This is a genomic window from Streptomyces sp. SID13031 (genome assembly GCF_010548305.1).
Taxonomy (GTDB): Bacteria; Actinomycetota; Actinomycetes; order Propionibacteriales; family Kribbellaceae; genus Kribbella.
In genome coordinates this window covers 245,351-267,743 of sequence record NZ_JAAGLV010000001.1, presented here as the reverse complement: position 1 = coordinate 267,743, position 22,393 = coordinate 245,351, and the positions used below count along the sequence as shown (strand labels likewise).

Sequence of the window (22,393 nt, the reverse complement as noted above, 5' to 3'; positions counted from 1 at the left end):
CGACGCCGTGCATTAACGCCAGCGGCCGCTGCGCACGGGCACCCGGCGACGCTGGGTGAGGCGGTCTTCCAAGGCGCACAGGGACGGACCGGGATCGAGGCCGACTCCATCGGCCAGCAGGCCGCGGACGCGATGCAGCTCGGCGATTGCCCTTTCGGGCCGTCCTGCTTGGCAGAGCCCGAGGACGAGGAGTTCCCACCGGCGTTCGCGATAAGGGCTCTCGGCAACGGCTAGTTGCAGCGCCGGTATAGCTCGCCTGACATCACCCAGAGCAAGTCGCGCCGCCTGCAACTCCTCCACGGCCACTTGCCGCAGTTCCTCCAACCGCGCCCGCGCCCCGACGACCAACGGCGAGTCACCGAGATCCGACCACGGCGTACCGCGCCAAAGCGCCAACGCCGACTCCAGACTCGCCGCAGCCCCGGCCGCATCGCTCCCCCGCAATTGCTGCAACCCGCGAGTCACCCCGGCCACGAACTGCCCCTGATCCGTCTGGTCAACCGGCACCGCGAGCACATACCCAGCCGGCGTCCGCCGCAACAAGTCACCGATAGCAGTACTCCGCAACCGCCAAACCATCCCCCGCAACGCCCGTACCACGGCCGCCGGTGGCTCATCCCGCCAGACGTACTCGGCCAGCAACCAATCGGACATCGCAAACCCGTCCGCCGTGGCCAACCCAGCCACCAACCGCCGCGACAAACTCCCACTCAACGGGACCCCGACCCCGTCGACCTCGAACTCCAGCTCCCCCAACACCCGACAAACCACCCCGGTCACCATGCCGCCACAATCCGCCCTGCACCTTGCAGCAACCTTGCACCCGACCCACACCCACCCTTCAGACTGCGCCGAAGCGTTCGGTGTGGATGCGGCGGAGTGGGATGCCGCGGGCGGCGAGATCGTGGCTGACGGCATGGACCATCGGGGCCGGGCCGCAGAGGAAGTAGTTGAGGCGACCGGGGTTGCGCGGCAGGTAGCGGGCGAGCAGGTCGCCGCTGATCCGGCCCGTCTCGCCGATCCAGTCCGGCCCCGGCTTGCTGATCACCTCGACGACCTTGAGGTTGAGGCGGTTGCGGACCTCTTCGATCTCGGGCCGGAGCATCAACTCCTCCACCGTCCGGGCCGCGACGATCAGCCAGTGCCGGCGACAGTCGCGGCGATCGGCCAGCGTTCGCAGCATGCTCAGCATCGGGGTGATGCCGACCCCGGCCGCGATCATGATGAACCCCGACGCGCCGTTGTGCCCCTCGATCGTGAACCCGCCGTACGGGCCGTCCAGGAAAACCCTGCGTCCCGGCCGTAGCGCACTCAGCAATTCGGTGAAATCGCCGAGTGCCTTGATCGTGAACTGCTTGAGGTGCGGGCGGACCGCCGTCGAGGTAATGCTGAACGGATGCTCCTCGAAGACGAAGGCCGTCGAGCCGAATTTGAGCCAGGCGAACTGTCCGGCGTTGAACGGCACGCCGTGGTGCCGGTCCGCCCGGATCGTCAGGGTGACTCCGTCGCCGGGCTCACGCCGAACCTCTTCGAGCAGGTACGACCGCCGGCGGGCGCGGAGCGGCAACCACAGCCAGCGGCGTACCGTCAGCGCCGCCACCAGCAGCCCGGTACCGAAGAACCAGGCGGCCAGCAGTGGCTTCGAGATCAGGTGCCGCAGCCACCAGACGTGCAACCAGGCAGTCAGCAACACGATCCACGCCAGCGCGTTGTGGACCAGTCGCCATCCTTCGTACCGCGGCTGGCGGCGGGACCTGGTGATCGCCAGGCCGACCATCAGGAACAGCGCCACCGTCGAACAGGTCGCCGCTCGCGCGGCCCAGGTCGTGTGCGCCAGGTCGAAGATGGCAAAGCCGCGCGGGTCTTCCATCAGCACCGCGACCAGATGCAACCACACCAGGACCACCGCGGCCTTGGCGATGGACCGATGGATCCTGAGGATCGTCTCGATCCCGAACGCGGCGATCAGCGGTGACACCCTGGCCGGCAGGATCACCGCGACCACCAGGGCCGAGAAGGCGACCAGGCCGAGGCTCATCGCGACCGCCTCGCCGAGGTTCAGCTCCTGGGGGCCGAGCGACAGCCAGGTGAGAGCGAGCGGCACCAGTAAGGCCTCGAGATAGAGCAGGAACCAGCCGATCCGCGCGGCTGTTCCGTGCACGTGCGTGGTGACAGCTCTTCGATGGATCATCTCTGGTTCCCATCGCATCCGTCGGGGCGTGATTGGGAAGTTACGCCCAGCGACAGACGCGCGAAAACCGCATTCAGCGAGCCTTGCAATAACTTTACACTTTAATTTCTTATGACTCTCCGATCGGAGAGTCTCCCATCGGAGAATCTCTATTCGGAGAATTCACCCCGGTAATCACCAAGCCATTACCACGGTGCCGGCAAATGTAATTTTGCCGCGTAGTACGAGGCGCGTGGTCAGCCGACGCCGTGGCGGAGGAGGAACTCTGTCTCCGGGTCCCGGCCGAAGGTGGGATCGGCGGGGGCGTCGGGGTTGTGGGTGGCGATGGTGTCTTCGAGCTTCACCGCCGGCGGGAGGTGCTTGAACTTGTCAGCGTCGGATTCTTCCGGGGCGCCGGGCGTCTCGTCGGTCATCTCGTGCTCCTTGGGAAGGAATCCGCTGATACTCCTGTGTGCAGATAGACGTACGGGCGGACAAAATTGTTCCGCTGGAGCGTCAACTCAGGCGGGGCAGTTTGGCGTGGCGGTTGACGTCTTTGTAGATGAGGTAGCGGAACCGGCCCGGGCCGCCCGCGTAGCAGGCCTGCGGGCAGAAGGCGCGGAGCCAGAGGAAGTCGCCCTCCTGGACCTCGACCCAGTCCTTGTTGAGCAGGTAGACCGCCTTGCCTTCGAGGATGTAGATGCCGTGCTCCATCACGTGCGTCTCCGGGAACGGGATCACTCCGCCCGGCTCGAAAGTCACGATATTGACGTGGAAGTCGTAGCGGACGTCGAGCGGGTCGACGAAGCGTTGGGTGCGCCAGCGGCCTTCGGTGCCGGGCATTTCGATGCCCTCGACATCGGTCTCGTTCGTGACGAACGGCGCCGGTACGTCGATTCCGTCGACCGGCTCGTAGGCCTTGCGGACGAAGTGGAAGGTGGCGACCTGGTCGCTGGTGTTGCGCAGGGTCCAGTCCGAGCTCGGCGGCAGGAACGCATAGCCGCCAGGTGCCAGCTCGTGCTTCTCGCCGCCGACCGTCAGTACCAAGTTGCCGGAGACTACGAACAACACAGCCTCGGCCCCCGGATCCGTCTCGGGCTTGTCGCTGCCACCGCCCGGACCGACCTCGACGATGTACTGCGAGAACGTCTCGGCGAATCCCGACAGCGGCCGCGCGATCACCCAGAGCCGGGTGTTCTCCCAGAACGGCAGCTGGCTGGTGACGATGTCCCGCATCGTGCCGCGGGGCAGTACGGCGTACGCCTCGGTGAAGACCGCCCGGTCGGTGGTCAGCTCGGTCTGCGCGGGCAGCCCGCCCTTTGGGGCGTAGTAGTTCATGCGTCGTCTCCTCGGGTCAGCAACCGGCCTTGGGGCTCGGCGACGATGTCGATGGGCAAGCCACGCAACCAGGTGCTGCGAACCACGCCGGCGAGCGCGCGTCCGGCGTACGGCGTGACAGCGTTCTTGTGGTGCAGCGCGTTGACGTCTACGACGAACTCCTCGTCGGGCGCGAAGACGCAGAAGTCGGCGTCGTACCCGGCCTCGAGCCGGCCCTTGCGCGGCAGACCCGCCTGCGCTGCCGGGGCTTGGCACATCCAGCGGGCGACGTCGGTCAGCGTGAAGCCACGCTCGCGCGCTCCCGTCCAGACTGCGGGCAGACCGACCTGGAGCGACGCGATGCCACCCCAGGCCGCGCCGAAATCACCGGTGTCCAGTCGCTTGAGGTCGATCGTCGACGGCGAGTGATCGGACACGACCAGGTCGATCACCCCGGCCCGCAAACCGTCCCAGAGCAGCGAACGGTTGGCGGACTCACGGATCGGCGGGCAGCACTTGTACTGCGTCGCGCCGTCGGGAATCTCCTCGCTGGCGAAGGTCAGGTAATGCGGACAGGTCTCCGCGGTGATCCGCACACCGGCCGCCCGGGCGTCGGCCAGCATCGGGAGGACGGCCGCGCTGGACACGTGCAGGATGTGCACCCGGCAACCGGTCCGCTGCGCCAACTCGATGACCTGAGCGACCGCGGCGTTCTCTGCCTCGGGCGGGCGGGAGTGCAAAAAGCGCTGATAGCTCGCACCGTCCGGCGCGGGGGCGTCGTCGATGTGGTGAGCGTCCTCGGCATGCACGATCAGCAGCCCGTCGAAGGAGCTGATCTCGCGCATCGCCCGCTCGACCTCAGCTTGGTCCAGCGGCGGGAACTCGTCGACACCCGAGTGCAGCAGGAAGCACTTGAACCCGAACACGCCGGCGTCATGCAACGGCCGCAACTGCTCGGCGTTGCCAGGGATCGCGCCGCCCCAGAAGCCGACGTCGACGTACGCCTGGCTCTGGGCTGTCTTTCTTTTGAGGTCCAGCGCCGGTACGTCGCAGGTCGGCGGGATGCTGTTGAGCGGCATGTCGATGATCGTGGTGACGCCACCCGCCGCGGCCGCCCGGGTCGCACTGGTGAAGCCCTCCCAGTCGGTGCGTCCGGGATCGTTGACGTGCACGTGGGAGTCGACGAGGCCTGGCATCAGTACTTCGTCGTCGGCCAGTTCGAGCTCTTCACGGGCGGTGTCCCCAGGCGCGACGGCGACGAACCGACCGTCCTTGACGCCGATCACCCCCGGCACGACACCCGCGGTACTGACCACCCGGCGGGCCCGGATGACGAGATCCAGCATGGTCATGCGGTCCCCCTCTCGATTGAACTCATCGTAGGTCGAGCGCGATCCGCTCACCGAGCTGACGCAGCAACGGCACGGGATCGGCGATACACCGCCGTACGTCCGGCTCGAGGTCGGTGAGCGCATACGCCTTGGCTATCCCAGCCTGAAGCAGCTGATCAGCCCCCAGCGTGTTGACCCCACAAACAGCCACCACCGGTACTCCGGCCGCCCGCGCCGCCCCGGCGACCCCAGCCACCGCCTTACCGCGCAGAGTCTGCTCATCAAGCTTCCCCTCGCCGGTGATCACGAGGTCGGCACCAGCGAGCCGCTCCTGAAACCCGACGAGATCCAGCAGGAGCTCGATCCCCGGCCGCAACACCCCGCCAAGCACCGCAACCGCCGCAAACCCCACTCCCCCAGCCGCCCCCGCGCCGGGCACCTCACGGAGGTCACCAGCAACTGTGCCCGCCACCAGATCGGCCCAATGGGTCAGGGCCGTGTCGAGTTCTTCGACGTCGGAGGAGTTGGCGCCTTTCTGCGGCCCGTACGTCGCTGCGGCGCCGGCCGCGCCGGTCAGCGGGTTGTCCACATCGCAGGCGACCACGATCTCCACACCCTTCAACCGGTGATGGAGTGCGGTCAGGTCGAGGGATGCCGCTGCGATCAACCCCGCGCCGCCCTCGGCAACCTCATCACCTCGCGCATCAAGCAGTCTCGCTCCGAGCGCCCGCACCATCCCAGCACCACCATCGGTACTGGCACTCCCACCGAGCCCAAGAATCACCCGCCGACAACCGCTGTCGATCGCCGCCGCCATCACCTCCCCCACACCGCGGGAAGAAGCAGCCATCGGAGCCGGTGCACCCCCAGGCAACCGAACCAGCCCACAGGCATCAGCCAACTCGACGACCGCCGTATCCCCCCGCCGCGCAAACCCACTCTCGACCGGGTCACCAGTCGGACCGGTGGCTGTCACAGGTACCAACTCGAACCCAGCGGCAACTACCGCAGCAAGAGTCCCGTCACCACCATCGGCCACCGGCACCCACCCGACCACAGCATCAGGCCGAGCCCGCCGAACCCCGTCGCTGACGGCAGCAGCGACCTCATCGCTCCCAACCGACCCCTTGAACTTGTCCGAGGCAACAACTACCTGCATCAGCTGCCGGCCGGAGGCCTGATTCCGGCGTGCTCCGCGAGCCGGCCGAGGCCGACGATTGCCGTCGGGGCATCCTCGGGGCGTTCGGCCAGGGCTTCGAACTCCGTGATGGCGTCGAGTTCGGTGCCCATGGAGACGTTGGTGACGCGCTCGAGGATGACCTCTACCACCACCGGCACGCGGAACTCGGCCAGGAGCTTCTTTGCCTCCTCCAAGGCGGGGAGGATCTCGTCGGGAGCCGAGACTCGGAGGGCCTTGCAGCCGAGGCCTTCGGCAACCTTCACATGGTCCACGCCGTAGCCGTTGAGTTCTGGGCTGTTGAGGTTCTCGAAGGAGAGTTGAACGCAATAGTCCATCTCCAGACCGCGTTGCGCCTGGCGGATCAGGCCCAGGTACGAATTGTTCACGACCACGTGGATGTAGGGGATGTTGAACTGCGCCCCGACCGCCAGCTCCTCGATCAGGAATTGGAAGTCGTAGTCGCCCGACAAAGCCACGACCGTCGCCTCCGGGTCGGCGACCGCCACGCCGAGCGCCGCCGGCACCGTCCACCCGAGCGGACCGGCCTGCCCAGCGTTGATCCAGTGCCGGGGCCGATACACATGCAGCATCTGCGCGGCCTGGATCTGCGACAGCCCGATCGTGCTCACATACCGCGTCTCGGGACCGAACGCGCGGTTCATCTCCTCGTAGACCCGCTGCGGCTTGATCGGCACCTCACCGAAATGCGTTTTCCGCTGCAAGGACCCTCGCCGCGCCCGGCACTCCTCAGCCCAGTCGGTCCGATCGGCCAGCCGCCCCTCGGCCGCCCACTCGCGCGCCACCTCGATGAAGGCCTTCAACGCCGCTCGGGCGTCGGAGACGATGCTGTAGTCCGGCGCCAGCACCCGCCCGATCTGCGTCGGCTCGATGTCGACGTGCACGATCTTGCGACCCTCGGTGTACTTCGCGATCGACCCGGTATGCCGATTCGCCCACCGATTCCCGATCCCGAGCACGAAGTCCGACGCGAGCAACGTGGCATTCCCATACCGATGCGAAGTCTGCAGCCCGACCATCCCCGCCGCCAACGGATGATCATCCGGGATCGTCCCCCACCCCATCAACGTCGGTACGACCGGTACTCCGACCAGCTCGGCGAACTCGACGAGCAAGTCGGCCGCATCCGCATTGATCACTCCACCGCCCGCAACGAGAAGCGGCCGCTCAGACGAGTTGAGCAACGTGAGCGCCTTCTCTGCCTGAGCCCGGGTCGCCGCAGGCCGAAGTACTGAGAGCGGTTCGTAAGTCTCGATGTCAAACTCGATCTCGGCCGACTGAACGTCGATCGGCAGATCAACAAGCACCGGCCCCGGTCGCCCCTCGCGCATCAGCCAGAAGGCCCGCTGGAACGTCCCCGGGACCTGAGCCGCCTCCATCACCGTGACGGCCCACTTGGCGACCGGTTTCGCGATCGAGGCGATGTCGACCGCCTGGAAGTCCTCCTTGTGCAGCTTGGCCACCGGCGCCTGACCGGTGATGCACAGGATCGGGATCGAGTCGGCCGAAGCGGAGTACAGGCCGGTGATCATGTCGGTCCCCGCAGGACCCGACGTGCCGATGCAGATGCCGATGTTCCCGTAGGCGGCCCGGGTATACCCCTCAGCCATATGCGAGGCGGCTTCGACGTGGCGAGCCAGGATGTGCTTGATCCCACCGTGCTTCTTCAGAGCGCTGTAGAACGGATTGATCGCGGCACCAGGCAAACCGAAGGCCTGCGTCGCGCCTTCCTTCTCCAGGATCAGTACCGCGGCATCGACCGCGCGCATCCGGGCCATCAGGCCAGCGCCTTTCCAGAAGACTCAGACAGTCCAGACAGGCGCTCCACACCGCGGAGCAGCGCGGAGTGGTCGAGGCCGCCGTCGCCGTTGGTTCGCGCGGAGGCAACGAGCTGAGCAACCAGCGCACCAAGCGGTACGACGACGCCCGCCTCGCGCGCCGCAGCGGTGACGATGCCCATGTCCTTGTGATGCAGATCGATCCGGAAACCGGGCTCGAAGGACCGCGAGAGCATGTTCGCCTTCTTCTGGTTCAGCACCGCCGACCCGGCCAGTCCGCCGCCGAGCACCTCCAGCGCGGCCTCGGTGTCGACGCCGTACGCCTCCAGGAAGATCAGCGCCTCGGCCACCGCCTGGATGTTGGCGGCGACGATCAGCTGGTTGGCGGCCTTGACCGTCTGCCCCGAACCGCTCGGGCCGACGTGCACGACGGTCTTGCCGACCACGTCGAAGAGCGGCTTGGCGATCGCGAAGTCGTCCGCGAAACCGCCGACCATGATCGACAGCGCGGCGTTCTTCGCACCGGCCTCACCACCCGAGACGGGAGCGTCGAGGATCCGGAAGCCGAGCGCCCGCGCCTGCTCGGCGAGCTGCTGGGTGACGTCGGGCCGGATGCTGGAGAAGTCGATGATCAGCGTGCCGGTCTCGGCCAGCTGGAAGACTGCCTCGTCCGCGGCGAGCACCTGCTGGACGTCGGGCGAGTCGGGCACCATCACGCAGATCACATCGGCGCCCTTGACTGCGTCGGCGAGCGAGGTCGCGGCCCTTCCGCCGGCGGCGACCAGTGCCGCGGCGCGCTCCGGGGTGCGATCGAAGCCGGCGACGGCGTGGCCGGCCTCGGCGAGGTGGACTGCCATCGGGTCGCCCATGATGCCGAGCCCGATGAAGGCGATGTTCGTCATGTCTTATCTCCTAAAGGCCGCGGCGCGAACGCGGCAGCCAGCCGAAGCTGTCGATGGTGGTGGTGGCCGGCTTGTACTCCAGCGAGACCCAGCCGGCGTACCCGTTGCTCTCGAGCGCCGCGAGCTGGGCGTCGAGCGGGAGCGTGCCGGTACCGGGCTCGTTGCGGCCCGGAGCGTCGGCGATCTGGACGTGCGCGATCCGGTCGGTGTGGGCGGCGACCACCCGATCGACGTCGTCCCCGTTGACCGCGAGGTGGTAGAGGTCGGCGAGCAACCCGAGGTTCGGTACGCCGTACGCCGCCTGCACCCGGTCGATGACGGTCAGCACGTCGGCGGCGGTCCGGAGCGGATAGCGCTCGGCCCCGCTGACCGGCTCGACCAGAACGGTCGCGCCGATCCTGGCCGCGGCGCGTGCCGCGAAGACGAGGTTCTCAACCGCGAGATCGTCCTGCTCAGCCGCCGGGTAGCTGTCGTCCCGGTTGCCATAGAGCGCGTTGAACGCCTGGCAGCCGAGTCGCTCGCCGATGCCGATGGTGGCCTCGACATTGTCCCGGAACTCCTCCGACCGCTTGGGCCACGAGACCAGGCCGCGATCGCCGCCGGGCATGTCCCCGGCGAAGAAGTTGAGCCCGATCAGCCGCACCCCGGCATCCTCGATCGCCCGCACGAACGCGTCGGCGTCGTGATCCGACGGCACCGCCCCGGCGAACGGCCACCAGAACTCGACCGCCTCGAACCCGGCCTCCCGGGCGGCCGCCGGGCGCTCCAGCAGCGGCAGCTCGGTGAACAGGATCGAGCAGTTCACGGCGTGGCGCAGCGCGTGGCTCATGGAGTCCTTCTCTCATATTCCGCATTGTGGAAACTTGATTCTGCTCTGCGGAAGGACCATAGAATGCCACTCGCCAGCCCGTCAAGCACCTCCCCGGAAGCCCGAAGAGGCCTCATCGGTGCCCCGACGGACCAACTTCTGGCAAGCACCCTTTCCGCGCGCGCGGGCCTGCGTTGTACGTTCCTCCAAGAACCCGGTTCGCGTTTTCGCACCGCTGTTCGGCTACCGGAGGCGCAGATGCTGCTCTCAGAACTGTTCGACGCACCAGAACTGCGCCTGCAACTGCTGCACGCGGCCCGCGGCGCGTACGACCGGCCGATCGGCCGGCTCATCACCACGGACCTGCTCGAGCCCGGCAACTACCTCAACGGCGGCGAACTCGTCCTCACCGGCCTGGTCTGGCGGCGCAGCGCCGCGGACAGCGAGACCTTCGTGGCCTCGCTCGCCGGCCGGGGTGCGACCACGATCCTCGCCGGCGCCGCCCTGCTCGGCGCGATTCCGGACGACCTGCTCGAGGCCTGCCGCCGCCACCAGGTCACCTTGGTCGAGGTGCCCGTGGAGGTCGCGTTCGCGGACGTGACGGAGTACGTCGCAGCAGTCGGCTCGGCCGGTACAGGCGCCCGGCTGTCCGCGAGTCTCGTGCGCCAGCGCCAGCTGCTCTCGGCGATCGCCTCCGGCCGTAGCCTCGACGAGCTCACCGCCCGGATCTCCACCGAGATCGGCCACGACTGCCGAGTCATCACACCCACGGGCAGGCACGTCGTACCGGGTCCTGGGCCGTTGGACGACGACACCCTCGACGCGATCACCCGCCGGTTCCTGACCGCCGATCGAACGCCCACCGTCGCCGAGGCCGGCGATGCCTCATACAGCCTGTTCCCGATCGGGTCAGGTCTCGGCAACCGGCTCACCGCCTGGTTGCTGGTCGTCGACGGCGATCACGCGCAGTGGTCCCGCACCCACGTCGAGGCCGTTCAGGAGTTGTGCGCCATCGCCGCACTCGACCGGGTACGCCGCGACGAGGGCCGGCTCGCACTACGGCCGCTGGTCGCCGACGCGCTGGCCCTGGTCGAGTCCGGTGGCTCCCAGGCCGAAGTGGCCACGCGGCTGCGGCAAGCCGGCGTGCACTCCGGTCAGCCGATGGCCGTCGCAGTGGCCGAGCTGCGGGACGACGGCCCTGTCGACATCGCGCTGACGCTGTTCGAGGACGTCGCCCTCACGGTCGGCCCAGCCGTGGTCGCAGCGAGCCGAGACGGGTTGCTCGTCGCACTACTGCCGTCCTCGCCCGGGCTCCCGGACCTTCTGCGCCGGGCATTCGGCCGGCTCTCCCCCGGCCTGGCCAAGGCGAGACTCACCGTCGGCCTCAGTGCCGCGACCACCGTCGATGCGCTGACCGGCGCTCTGGAGGAGGCGCGCTTCGCCCAGCGGGCGGCGCTCGCCGGGCGTACCCGCGTCGCCGTCGTCACCTCGGACGAGGTCGCCTCGCACGTACTCCTGCTCGCCACCGTGCCCGACGACGTCCGGCGCACCTACGCGCACCGGGTGCTCGGGCCGGTCCTCGAGCACGACCGCAAGAACCGCGCCGACCTGATCGCCACGCTGGACGAGTTCCTCGCCTGGTCGGGCTCGTGGTCGCGAACCGCCGAGGCGCTGCACCTGCACGTCAACACCGTCCGGTACCGGATCGAACGCATCGAGCAACTGACCGGTCGCGATCTGTCGCAGTTCGAGGACCGGGTCGACGTGTTCCTCGCCCTCAAGTCGCTCTGAGCGGACCCCTCCGCGCGGACACAGTTGGAGGATCCTCCAAATCCGGCCCCTGCGAAACGGCGCAAGTTCGGAGGATTCTCGGGTGCAATCGGACCTCGCCTGAGCCCAAGCTGTCGTGCAGGTCAGATCCGCCGCGACCCCTGGAAGGTGCCCGATGAAGGCAGAACCACGACCGAGCCGCGCTCCCCGTCATCCCGTCGACGAGGTCCTGTCGCCCGGGCGGCTCGCCGTGTACGGCACCCAGCACGTGCTCGCGTTCTACGCCGGCGCGGTGATCGTGCCGATCCTGCTGGCGAACTCGATCGGCCTGAGCACGGCGCAGCTGGTGCACCTGATCAACGCCGACCTGTTCACCTGCGGGATCGCCTCGATCATCCAGTCGGTCGGTTTCTGGAAGGTCGGCGTCCGGCTGCCGCTGCTGCAGGGCGTCACCTTCACGGCGGTCTCGCCGATGATCGCGATCGGCCTGGCCGCGGGCGGTGGCACCAACGGTTTGCTGGTGATCTACGGCGCGGTCCTCGTCGCCGGCCTGGCCACCTTCTTCATCGCCCCGTACTTCAGCCGCCTGATCCGGTACTTCCCACCGGTCGTCACCGGCTCGGTGATCACGATCATCGGGCTGGCCCTGCTGCCGGTGGCCGCCGGCGACGCGACGGGCGGCGCGGGTCCGACCTCGGACCCGACCAGCGGCAAGAACCTCGCCTACGCGCTCGGAACGCTCGCCCTGATCGTGCTGATCCAGCGGGTCTTCAAGGGCTTCATGGCGACGGTCGCCGTACTGGCCGGGCTGGTCGTCGGCACCCTGGTCGCCTGGGCCTTCGGCGACGCGCACTTCGGCGCGGCGGGCGAGGCGGCCTGGGTCGGCGTCACCTCGCCGTTCTACTTCGGCTGGCCCAAGTTCTCGATCGCCGCGATCATCTCGATGATCGTCGTCATGCTGATCACCGCAGTGGAGACCACCGGCGACGTCTTCGCGACCGGCGAGATCGTGCAGAAGCGGATCACCCGCGACGACATCGCCCGGGCGCTGCGCGCCGACGGCCTGGCCACCACGATCGGCGGGGTCTTCAACTCCTTCCCCTACACGTGTTTCGCCGAGAACGTCGGTCTGGTCCGGCTGACCCGGGTGAAGAGCCGCTGGGTGGTCGCGTCGGCCGGCGCCATCATGATCCTGCTCGGCCTGGTGCCCAAGGCTGGCGCCATCGTGGCCGGCATCCCGCACCCCGTCCTGGGCGGCGCCGCGCTCGCGATGTTCGCCACCGTCGCGGTCGTCGGCTTCCAGACGCTCGCGAAGGTCGACTTCAACGACCACCGCAACGTCGTCATCGTGGCGACCAGCGTCGGCCTGGCCATGTACGTCACGGCGCAGCCGCAGATCTCCCAGGCGGTACCGGACTGGGCCGAGATCATCTTCGGCAGCGGCATCACGCTCGGCAGCCTGACCGCGATCGGGCTCAACCTCCTCTTCCACCACGTCGGCAAGGACTTCGGCCCCGCGGTGGCCGGCCAGCCGAACCGCAGCGGCCTGATCCGGCTCGACCAGGTGAACAAGATGACCCGCGACGAGTTCGTGGAGACCTTCGCCGACCTGTTCCAGGGACCCAACTGGATGGTCGAGCGGGCCTGGGAGATGCGGCCGTTCGCCGACACCCACGCGCTGCGGCGGTCGTTCCAGGAGGCGCTCTTCTCCGGCTCGCCCGAGGAGCAGCGCGAGCTGATCGGCGCCTACCCGCAGCTCGGGTCGCAACTGGTCGCCGACGGCCTCAGCGGCGAGGCGTCGCTGCGGGACCAGTCGGCCCGCGGCCTGACCTTCCTGGCCGAGCCCGACCGGGACGAGCTGGCGGCGCTCACCGCGGAGTACAAGGAGCGTTTCGGCTTCCCGCTCGTTATCTCGGTACGGGACGCGGACTCCTTCGACCGGATCGTCGAGCAGGGCCGGGTGCGGCTCGCCAACTGCGAGAACCAGGAACACGCCGCCGCCCTGCTGGAGATCGCGAAGATCGCCGGTTATCGCTTCGACGACTTCCTCCAGGACGCGAACCCGATCCACAGTGCACGGACCCGCTGGAGCAGACCATGACGACGATCAAGGTGAACGGCCAGGACGCCGGCCTCGACGGTGTGCCCGTCCACACGAGCGCGCTGGACTGGCTCCGCGACCGCGGCCTGACGGGCGCGAAGGAAGGCTGCGCCGAAGGCGAGTGCGGCGCCTGCTCGGTCCTCGTCGCCCGTCCCGGGATCGAGACTCCGACTCAATGGACCGCGATCAACGCTTGTCTGATCCCGGTGGCGTCCCTCGACGGACAGGAGATCGTCACCTCGGAGGGCCTGGGGAAGAGCACCGAGCTGCACCCGGTGCAGCAGGAGATGGCCATCCGGGGCGGATCGCAATGCGGCTACTGCACTCCAGGCTTCATCTGCAGCATGGCCGCGGAGTACTACCGGCCTGACCGTACGCCGCCCGCTGACGGCCACTGCGACCACGAGCACGGGGCCAACGGGTTCGACCTCCATGCGCTCAGCGGAAACCTCTGCCGGTGCACGGGATACCGCCCGATCCGGGATGCCGCCTATGCGCTTGGTGAGCCCGCCGCCGACGACGCGCTGGCGGCTCGCAGGTCCAGCCCGCCACCTCCGCCGGTTGCCACCAAACTGTCGGTCAACGGATCGGAGTACCTCCGGCCGGCGAGCCTGAGCGATGTACTCGAGGTGCTCGCCGAGCGGCCTGACGCGAGGATCGTCGCCGGGTCGACCGACGCCGGGGTGGAAGTCAACATTCGCGGCGTCCGGCCGGCCTTGGTCGTCGGCGTGGACCGGCTGTCCGAGTTGAGGGAGTTCAGCTTCGGCCACGACGAGGTGCGCATCGGCGCCGCGTTGACGCTGAGCGAGATCGAGCAGTTGCTCGCCGGGCGGGTGCCGTTGCTCGGGCAGCTGTTCCCGCAGTTCGCGTCACGGCTGATCCGTAACGGCGCCACGATCGGCGGCAACCTCGGCACCGGCTCACCGATCGGCGATACGCCACCCGCGTTGCTGGCTCTCGACGCGTCGCTCGTCCTCGCCTCCCGTCGCGGTGAGCGCGTGGTGGCGCTGGCCGACTACTTCACCGGGTATCGCCAGACGTTGAAGGCTGCGGACGAGTTGATCCGGGCCATCCTGGTGCCGTTGCCGTTGGCATCCATGTCCGCGTTCCACAAGATCGCCAAGCGACGCTTCGACGACATCTCGAGCGTCGCACTCGGGTACTGCGTCGAGGTCGTCGACGGCGTCGTTCGCCAGGCGCGCATCGGGCTCGGCGGAGTGGCCGCCACGCCGTTGCGCGCCAGGGCGACCGAGGACGCGTTGACCGGCCGGCCATGGACCGAGCAGACCGTCCGCGAAGCGGCCGTAGTACTGGCTGCCGAGGGGACCCCGATGGACGATCACCGCGCCAGTTCGGCGTACCGGTCGGCGATGCTCGGCCAGTCGCTGCTCCGCTTCTATGCCCAGCACCTCGCCGCCGAGGGGGTCCACGCATGAGCTCGCTGTCGCTACGACCTGAGAACGCAGTCGTCGGACTGCCGTTGCCGCACGAGAGCGCGGCGCTGCACGTGACCGGCGAGGCGCTCTACACCGACGATCTCGTCTTCCGCACGCGCAATGTCTTGCACGCTTGGCCGGTTCAGTCTCCGCATGCTCATGCCCGGATCGTCGAGCTCCGGGTCAAGCCTGCGTACGACGTACCGGGAGTGGTCCGGGTGCTGACCGCCGAGGATGTGCCGGGGATCAACGATGCCGGGGTCAAGCATGACGAGCCGTTGTTCCCGTCGGAGGCGATGTTCCACGGGCACGCGATCTGCTGGGTGCTTGGCGAGACTTTGGAGGCTGCCCGGCTCGGCGCCTTGGCTGTCGAGGTCGAGTACGAGGAGCTGCCCTCGCTGGTGAGCGTTCGCGAAGCGATTGCCGCGGGCAACTTCCAGGGGATCGGGCGGCATCTCGAGAGCGGGGATGTCGAGGCTGCGTTCGCCACGGCTCCGCATGTCTTTGAAGGTGAGTTCGAGTTCGCCGGGCAGGAGCACTTCTACCTGGAGACCAATGCTGCGCTCGCGCTGATCGACGAGGGCGGCCAGATCTTCGTCCAGAGCAGCACCCAGCATCCGTCGGAGACCCAGGAGATCATCGCGCACGTCCTCGGCGTCGCGAGCCATGCGGTGACCGTCCAGTGTCTCCGGATGGGCGGCGGCTTCGGCGGTAAGGAGATGCAGCCGCACGGGTTCGCAGCCATCGCAGCTCTTGGTGCGACGTTGACCGGGCGGCCGGTGCGGCTGCGGCTCAACCGCACGCAGGACGTCACCATGACAGGCAAGCGCCACGGCTTCCACAGCGACTGGCGGGTGGCCTTCGACGACGAGGGCCATCTGCTCGCTCTCGAAGCCACTCTCACCGCCGACGGTGGCTGGAGTCTCGACCTGTCCGAGCCGGTGCTGGCGCGCGCGATGTGCCACATCGACAACAGCTACTCGATCCCCAACGTCCGCGTCGACGGCCGGATCGCCAAGACGAACAAGACGTCGCAGACCGCCTTCCGTGGCTTCGGCGGACCGCAGGGCATGCTCGTCATCGAGGATCTCCTCGGCCGGTGCGCGCCGCTGCTCGGGTACGACGCGATGGAGCTGCGCCGGCGCAACCTGTACCAGCCGCTGGACAGCACGCCGTACGGGATGCCCGTTCGTCATGCCGAGCGACTGGAGGCGTGCTGGAGCGAGGTCATCGAGAACGGCGAGATCGCCCGCCGCCAGGCCGAGATCTCGCAGTTCAACGCGGCCAGCGAGCACACCAAGCGCGCGGTGGCGATGACGCCGGTGAAGTTCGGGATCTCGTTCAACCTCACCGCGTTCAACCAGGCCGGCGCGCTGGTCCACGTCTACAAGGACGGCTCGGTGCTGATCAACCACGGCGGCACCGAGATGGGCCAGGGGCTGCACACCAAGATGCTGCAGGTGGCAGCCACGACCCTGGGCGTTCCACTGGCGCGCGTGCGGCTGGCGCCGACCCGGACCGACAAGGTGCCGAACACGTCGGCCACCGCGGCGAGCTCGGGCGCCGACCTCAACGGCGCGGCGATCAAGAACGCCTGCGACCAGATCCGCGAGCGCCTCGAACAAGTTGCCGGTGGCAAGCTCGGGATCGGTGCGCACGACGTCCGCTTCGTCGACGGCACCGTCCGTGGACTGACCTTCGACGGCGAGACGCTGACCTGGGAAGAGGTCGTGCACGCGGCGTACTTCCAGCGGGTCCAGCTGTGGGCGGCCGGTTTCTACCGGACCGAGGGTCTGCACTGGGACGCCAATGCGATGCGCGGCGAGCCGTTCAAGTACTTCGCGTACGGCGTCGCGGCCGCTGAGGTCGAGGTCGACGGATTCACCGGCGCCTACACCTTGCGGCAGGTCGACATCGTGCACGACGTGGGCGACAGCCTGAGCCCGCTGATCGACATCGGGCAGATCGAGGGTGGCTTCGTCCAAGGCGCCGGCTGGCTGACGCTGGAGGACCTGCGCTGGGACGAGAGCGACGGGCCGAATCGTGGGCGGCTGGCGACGCAGGCGGCCAGCACGTACAAGCTGCCGAGCTTCTCGGAGATGCCGGAGGTCTTCAACGTCCGGCTGCTGGAGAAGGCGCACGAGGACGGCGCGATCTACGGCTCGAAGGCTGTCGGTGAACCGCCGCTGATGCTCGCCTTCTCCGTACGCGAGGCGTTGCGACAGGCGGCTGCGGCGTTCGGCCCGGCTGGTACGAGCGTTGACCTGGGCTGCCCGGCTACGCCGGAGGCGGTCTTCTGGGCGCTGGAGAAGGCACGATGCGCCAGGTTGAGTGGGGTGTGATCGAGATGGAGTGGATGCGAGCTGTGCAGCGGCTACGTGAGCAGCGCAGGCCTGGCGTGCTGGTCACCGTGGTGTCGGTCCGTGGGCATTCGCCTCGGGACGCCGGCGCCAAGATGGTGGTCTCCGCGGACAGCATCTGGGCGACTGTCGGCGGAGGCAATCTCGAAGCGGTGGCGATCGACCGTGCGCGGGTTCTGCTGGCTGAGGGTCGCAGCGAGCCCGAAGTACTGGAGTTCGCGTTGTCGGACAAGGCCCCGTACCAGCAGGCGGTGCAGTGTTGCGGTGGTGAGGTGAAGTTGCTGCTGGAGCCATTGCCGGTGGTGCCGTCGGTCGCGATCTTCGGGGTCGGGCATGTCGGTCTCGAGCTGGCCCGGATCCTGGCCCGCCACGATCTGGAGCTGCATCTGATCGACTCGCGACCGGATCAGCTCGTGGCGTCGCGGTTGTCGGTGCTTGATGACGCCGTGGCGGGGGTGCATGTGCACCACGTACCGGTGCTACCGGAGCTCGTGGTCGGCGAGTTGCCGCCGGGCACGCATGCGTTGGTGATGACGCACGACCACGCGGAGGATGCCGCCCTCTGCGATGCCGCCCTGCGCAATGGGCAGCTGGCGACGATCGGGCTGATCGGGTCCCGCGCGAAGTGGGCCCGGTTCCGGCAGAAGCTCGCCGACGACGGCAACTCGGTCGAGGCGATCGACTCGATCACGACGCCGATCGGGCTGTCCGACCTGCCCGGCAAGGAGCCGGCCGTGATCGCGGTCAGCGTGGCCGCCTGGCTGCTCCAACTGTTCGTTGCCGAGCGCAACTCCGCGCCGGTTCACCGTGAGGCGAAAGCATGACCCTGTTCAGAGGCACGTTCCTCGATACCCCGCACAACCCGTTCACCGGTGGCGAACTGCGCGTCGCCACCGACGCCGCCCTACTGGTCGAGGACGGGCTGATCACCGCCCGCGGGGACTTCGCGGAACTGCGCGACGCACACCCCGCCGAGCGGGTCGTCGACCTGACCGGCGGCCTCGTGCTGCCCGGGTTCGTGGACACGCACGTGCACTTCCCGCAGATCCGCGCGGTCGGCGGGATGGGGATGCCGCTGCTGGAATGGCTCGACCGGTATGCGCTGCCCGCGGAAGCGCGGATGGCTGACGGTGCGTATGCGTCGGGGGTGGCCGATGAGTTCGTCAGCGGTCTCGCGGCCGCCGGTACGACGAGCGCGCTGGTCTTCGGGGCGCACTTCGCATCGGCCGTCGACACACTCTTCACGGCTGCCTCGCGGGTCGGCCTGCGGATCACCAGCGGGCTGGTCGTGAGCGACCGGATCATCCGCGCGGACCTGCTCACCACGCCGGAGCGCGCCTACACCGAGTCGCTCGCGCTGGCGTCGCGCTGGCACGGCGTCGGGCGCAACCGGTACGCCGTGACGCCACGCTTCTCGCTGTCCTGCACCGACGATCTCCTCGCGGCCTGCCACACGATGCTGGCGGAGATCCCGGGCTCGCTGTTCACCTCACACCTCAATGAGAACCTGGCGGAGATCGCCACCGTGGCGGAGCTTTTCGGTGGCAGCGACTACGTCAGCACGTACGACAAGCACGGGCTGGTCGACCATCGGAGTGTGCTCGCGCACAATGTCCACCCGACCGACGGCGAGCTCAAACTACTCGCGGATGCGGGGGCCACGGTGGCGCACTGCCCGACGAGCAATGCCGCGTTGGGGAGTGGGCTGTTCCCGCTCACGCGGCATCTCGAGCACGGCGTACGGGTTGCGCTCGGGTCGGATGTCGGCGCTGGTACCGGCTTCTCGTTGCTGAAGGAAGGTTTGCAGGCCTATTTCTGTCAGCAGCTGATGGGCGATCACGGTCTTCCACTCAACTCGGCACATTTGTTGCATCTGGCAACTGCCGCCGGTGCGGAGGCGCTCGGGCTCAGCGAGGTCGGTGACTTGAGTGTCGGCAAGCGCTTCGATGCCCAACTCCTGCGGCCGGCCGCAGGCTCACCGCTGGCGGTCGGGCTGGAGCACGCCGAGGATGCCGAGGACGCTCTGGCGCGGGTCTTCACGCTCGGCACTCCCGCCGACATCCGCGCCGTCTGGATCGACGGCCGCCTGCTGACCGATTCCTCCGTGGAGGCGGGATGAACCTGCAAGACCTCAACACCACCCCAGCCGCCCAACTGCGCCCCCGACTAGCCGCCTGCTGCGACGTCCCGAGCTGGGTCGATCGTGTCCTGGCCGGCCGCCCGTACGCCGACGCCGACGCGCTCACCGAAGTCGCAGACCAGGCAGCCCGCGCTCTCTCGGACGACGAAGTCGCCCTGGCCCTGGCAGCCCACCCCCGAATCGGGGACCGCACCACCGGCAACACCACCGAAGCCGCCTGGTCCCGCAAGGAACAGTCGGGGGTAGGCGACGACCCGGAGGTCCGCGCAGCTCTCGCAGCAGGCAACCGCGACTACGAACACCGCTTCAACCGGGTCTTCCTGATCTGCGCCACCGGCCTGTCAGCCGACGAAATGCTCACTGCTCTTCACCGGCGCCTGACGAACGACCCCAGCACCGAGGCATCCGTAGTACGCGAAGAACTCCGCAAGATAGCCCTACTCCGCCTGGCCAAACTCATCACCGCCGACCGAGAGGTCCCCGCATGAGCACCGTCAGCACCCACATCCTCGACACCGCCCTAGGCAAACCCGCCCCAGGAGTTACGGTCCAGCTCTCCAGCATCACCCCACCCGAGGTTGTCGGAAGCAACACCACCGACCAGGACGGGCGGATCTCCGAGTTCACCGCCGAAGCGCTGGCACCTGGCACCTATCAACTTCGGTTCGACGTCGCCGCCTACGGGCGCGCGTCTGGCCAAGAGTTCTTTTTCCCCGAGGTCACCGTGACCTTCCTGATCACCGACGAGCGGCACTACCACGTTCCGTTGCTGCTCAGCCCGTTCGCCTTTTCCACCTATCGAGGGAGCTGATCCGATGGCGATCCACCTGGGAGCCAATCAGTACGGCAAGGCCGAGAGCCGGGTCGTTCGCATCTACCGTGACACCCCCCGGCACCAGATCCGCGACCTCAGCGTCTCCTCCGCGCTGCGCGGCCGGTTCGAGAACGCGCACACGACCGGCGACCAGTCCGACGTACTGCCGACGGACAGCCAGAAGAACACCGCCTTCGCCTTCGCCAAGGAGAAGGGCATCGGCGCGATCGAGGACTTCGCCCTCACCCTCGGCGACCAGTTCCTCAACGCCTCGGAAGCGGCCGACGGCGCCCGGGTCGAGATCGAGGAGTACCCGTGGGAGCGGATCTCCGTCGACGGCACCGGCCACGACCACTCGTTCGTCCGCAGCGGCAGCGGCATCCGTACGACCGTCGTCAACGTCGAGGGCCGCGGCGACACCCGCAAGGCGTACGTGGTGTCGGGTATCCGCGACCTCACCGTGCTCAAGTCCACCGGCTCGGAGTTCCACGGCTTCCTCAAGGACAAGTACACGACCCTGAAGGAGACCGACGACCGCATCCTGGCGACCTCGCTCGTCGCCCGCTGGCGCTACGACCACACCGAGGTCGACTGGGACAAGTCGTACGACCAGATCAAGGGTCTGCTGCTCGAGCAGTTCGCCCGCATCCACAGCCTCGCGCTCCAGCAGACCCTGTACGGGATGGGCGAGGCCGTCCTGCAGCAGCACCCCGAGGTCGCGGAGATCAAGTTCTCGGCACCCAACAAGCACCACTTCCTGGTCGACCTGAGCCCCTTCGACGTGGAGAACCCTGGTGAGGTCTTCATCGCCGCCGACCGGCCCTACGGGCTGATCGAGGCCAGCGTGGTGCGCGACGACGCCAGCGATGCGGGAGCGGCCTGGCACGCGGTACCGGGGTTCTGTTGATCGTCATCGACGGCGCAACCGTCGTCACGCTCGACCGGGACCGACGCGAACTGACCACCGGCCACGTAGTTGCTGAAGGCAACCGCATCATCGCGGTCGACCCCGGCCCGGCACCGGCGTACGAGGGAGCCCGGGTGATCGACGGGCACGGTTGCCTCGTCACGCCCGGCTTCGTCAACACCCACCAGCACCTGTACCAGTGGGTGACGCGTGGCCTCGCCGCCGACGCGACTCTCTTCGGCTGGCTCAACACGCTCTACCCGGTCTGGGCCGGCATCGACGAGGAGTCCGTGCACGTGGCGGCCCAGGGCGCGCTGACCCAGCTCGCCCGCACCGGCTGCACGACGGTGGCGGATCACCACTACGTCTTTCCGCGCGGCGCCGGCGACCTGCTGGAAGCGGAGATCTCCGCCGCCGCGAAGGTGGGACTGCGGTTCCACCCGGCGCGTGGCTCGATGGACCTCAGCCAGAAGGACGGTGGGCTCCCGCCCGACTCGGTGGTGGAGGATCGTGACGAGATCCTGCTCGCCACCGAGGCAGCGATCGACCGCTGGCACGATCCCGCGCCTGGCTCGATGCTGCAGATCGTGGTCGCACCGTGTTCGCCGTTCAGCGTCACCGGCGAGCTCATGCGCGAGGCGGCCGAACTCGCCCGCCGCAAGGGCGTCCGGCTGCACACCCACCTCGCCGAGACCACCGACGAGGCCGACTGGTGCGACGAGAGATTCGGCTGTACGCCATCGGAGTACGCCGCTGAGCTGGGCTGGACCGGGTCGGACGTGTGGTTCGCACATGGCATCCACTTCGACGATGCAGAGGTAAAACGCCTCGGCCAATCAGGCACCGGCGTATCCCACTGTCCGAGTTCCAACGCACGTCTGGGCGCCGGTATCGCCCGCGTCGCCGACCTGCGGGCAGCCGGTTGCCCGGTCGGTCTCGGCGTGGATGGTGCCGCCAGCAACGAAGCTGGAAGCCTTTTGGAGGAGGCCCGCCACGCCCTGCTCTTCGCCCGAGCCCGAGGCGGCCCCCAAGCCCTCGACGTCCGTACAGCACTAGAGCTGGCCACCTTGGACGGCGCTCGCATCCTCGGCCGCTCGGACGAGATCGGCTCCCTGGAAGTCGGCAAGCTGGCCGACCTGGCCGTCTGGCGCCTCGACACCCTCGCGCACGCCGGCATCGCCGACCCCGTGGCCGCGCTGATCCTCGGCACCCCACCGCCGCTGGAGTTGCTGCTGGTCAACGGACGGCCCGTCGTAGAACATGACGCAGTCATCACCGTCGACGAATCCGCCCTGGCCCGGCAAGTAGCGAAGACCCAGCAAACCCTTGTCACCCGAGCGACCTGACCAAGAGGATCGAGA

19 protein-coding genes are annotated in these 22,393 nt (G+C 68.3%); 10 read left to right on the top strand and 9 right to left on the bottom strand.

What is annotated here, in order from left to right; translation table 11 throughout:
- Window positions 1-12: 12 nt before the first annotated feature.
- From G3I17_RS01190 to G3I17_RS01155, 9 genes are all read right to left on the bottom strand, one after another.
- On the bottom strand, window positions 13-783 hold the full coding sequence (locus G3I17_RS01190; protein ID WP_203589578.1) for a BTAD domain-containing putative transcriptional regulator: 771 nt from the start codon (window positions 781-783) through the stop codon (window positions 13-15).
- A gap of 58 nt (window positions 784-841) precedes the next feature.
- A complete protein-coding gene (locus G3I17_RS01185) occupies window positions 842-2,191 on the bottom strand; it encodes a ferredoxin reductase family protein (protein ID WP_164593036.1) in 1,350 nt (449 codons plus the stop codon).
- Window positions 2,192-2,427: 236 nt separating this feature from the next.
- A complete protein-coding gene (locus G3I17_RS39615) occupies window positions 2,428-2,604 on the bottom strand; it encodes a hypothetical protein (protein WP_203589577.1) in 177 nt (58 codons plus the stop codon).
- Window positions 2,605-2,686: 82 nt separating this feature from the next.
- Window positions 2,687-3,508 (bottom strand): bifunctional allantoicase/(S)-ureidoglycine aminohydrolase, encoded by an 822-nt coding sequence (locus G3I17_RS01180; RefSeq protein WP_164593035.1) that lies wholly within the window; start codon window positions 3,506-3,508, stop codon window positions 2,687-2,689.
- The gene (allB, locus tag G3I17_RS01175; protein ID WP_164593033.1) at window positions 3,505-4,839 is read right to left on the bottom strand and encodes an allantoinase AllB; all 1,335 of its coding nucleotides are present in this window, start codon (window positions 4,837-4,839) and stop codon (window positions 3,505-3,507) included. The genes G3I17_RS01180 and allB overlap by 4 nt, the downstream gene beginning before the upstream one ends.
- 22 nt (window positions 4,840-4,861) lie before the next feature.
- A complete protein-coding gene (locus G3I17_RS01170; protein WP_164593031.1) occupies window positions 4,862-5,977 on the bottom strand; it encodes a glycerate kinase in 1,116 nt (371 codons plus the stop codon).
- Window positions 5,977-7,794: a glyoxylate carboligase gene (gene gcl, locus G3I17_RS01165; protein WP_164593028.1), complete on the bottom strand. Its 1,818-nt coding sequence runs from the start codon at window positions 7,792-7,794 to the stop codon at window positions 5,977-5,979. Before gcl ends, G3I17_RS01170 begins: the two co-directional genes overlap by 1 nt.
- Complete coding sequence (locus G3I17_RS01160) at window positions 7,794-8,696, bottom strand: 2-hydroxy-3-oxopropionate reductase (RefSeq protein ID WP_164593026.1); 903 nt, start codon at window positions 8,694-8,696, stop codon at window positions 7,794-7,796. Before G3I17_RS01160 ends, gcl begins: the two co-directional genes overlap by 1 nt.
- Before the next feature lie 10 nt (window positions 8,697-8,706).
- Complete coding sequence (locus G3I17_RS01155) at window positions 8,707-9,525, bottom strand: TIM barrel protein (protein ID WP_164593024.1); 819 nt, start codon at window positions 9,523-9,525, stop codon at window positions 8,707-8,709.
- A gap of 237 nt (window positions 9,526-9,762) precedes the next feature.
- Here G3I17_RS01155 and G3I17_RS01150 point away from each other — a divergent pair, with 237 nt between their 5' ends.
- The 10 genes from G3I17_RS01150 to G3I17_RS01105 all read left to right on the top strand — a co-directional run bounded on the left by G3I17_RS01150 (window position 9,763) and on the right by G3I17_RS01105 (window position 22,378).
- Window positions 9,763-11,295: a PucR family transcriptional regulator gene (locus G3I17_RS01150; protein ID WP_164593023.1), complete on the top strand. Its 1,533-nt coding sequence runs from the start codon at window positions 9,763-9,765 to the stop codon at window positions 11,293-11,295.
- A 154-nt stretch (window positions 11,296-11,449) separates the two neighbouring features.
- Window positions 11,450-13,375, top strand: a complete 1,926-nt coding sequence (gene uraD / locus G3I17_RS01145; RefSeq protein ID WP_164593021.1) for a 2-oxo-4-hydroxy-4-carboxy-5-ureidoimidazoline decarboxylase — start codon at window positions 11,450-11,452, stop codon at window positions 13,373-13,375.
- The gene (locus G3I17_RS01140) at window positions 13,372-14,811 is read left to right on the top strand and encodes an FAD binding domain-containing protein (protein ID WP_164593019.1); all 1,440 of its coding nucleotides are present in this window, start codon (window positions 13,372-13,374) and stop codon (window positions 14,809-14,811) included. Before uraD (G3I17_RS01145) ends, G3I17_RS01140 begins: the two co-directional genes overlap by 4 nt.
- Window positions 14,808-17,153, top strand: coding sequence for a xanthine dehydrogenase molybdopterin binding subunit (gene xdhB, locus G3I17_RS01135; RefSeq protein ID WP_164593017.1), 2,346 nt, complete (start codon window positions 14,808-14,810; stop codon window positions 17,151-17,153). The genes G3I17_RS01140 and xdhB overlap by 4 nt, the downstream gene beginning before the upstream one ends.
- 5 nt (window positions 17,154-17,158) lie before the next feature.
- Entirely contained in the window at window positions 17,159-17,995 is an 837-nt protein-coding gene (xdhC, locus tag G3I17_RS01130; RefSeq protein WP_203589678.1) for a xanthine dehydrogenase accessory protein XdhC, read from the top strand.
- The gene (guaD, locus tag G3I17_RS01125) at window positions 17,992-19,290 is read left to right on the top strand and encodes a guanine deaminase (protein ID WP_164593015.1); all 1,299 of its coding nucleotides are present in this window, start codon (window positions 17,992-17,994) and stop codon (window positions 19,288-19,290) included. Before xdhC ends, guaD begins: the two co-directional genes overlap by 4 nt.
- Window positions 19,287-19,799: a 2-oxo-4-hydroxy-4-carboxy-5-ureidoimidazoline decarboxylase gene (gene uraD / locus G3I17_RS01120; RefSeq protein WP_164593013.1), complete on the top strand. Its 513-nt coding sequence runs from the start codon at window positions 19,287-19,289 to the stop codon at window positions 19,797-19,799. The genes guaD and uraD (G3I17_RS01120) overlap by 4 nt, the downstream gene beginning before the upstream one ends.
- On the top strand, window positions 19,796-20,122 hold the full coding sequence (uraH, locus tag G3I17_RS01115) for a hydroxyisourate hydrolase (protein ID WP_164593011.1): 327 nt from the start codon (window positions 19,796-19,798) through the stop codon (window positions 20,120-20,122). The genes uraD (G3I17_RS01120) and uraH overlap by 4 nt, the downstream gene beginning before the upstream one ends.
- Window positions 20,123-20,126: 4 nt before the next feature.
- Window positions 20,127-21,032 carry a factor-independent urate hydroxylase gene (pucL, locus tag G3I17_RS01110; protein WP_164593009.1) on the top strand — a complete coding sequence of 302 codons (906 nt, stop codon included), beginning with the start codon at window positions 20,127-20,129 and terminating at the stop codon, window positions 21,030-21,032.
- Window positions 21,032-22,378 (top strand): 8-oxoguanine deaminase, encoded by a 1,347-nt coding sequence (locus tag G3I17_RS01105; protein WP_343238194.1) that lies wholly within the window; start codon window positions 21,032-21,034, stop codon window positions 22,376-22,378. Before pucL ends, G3I17_RS01105 begins: the two co-directional genes overlap by 1 nt.
- The last annotated feature ends 15 nt before the right edge of the window (window positions 22,379-22,393 follow it).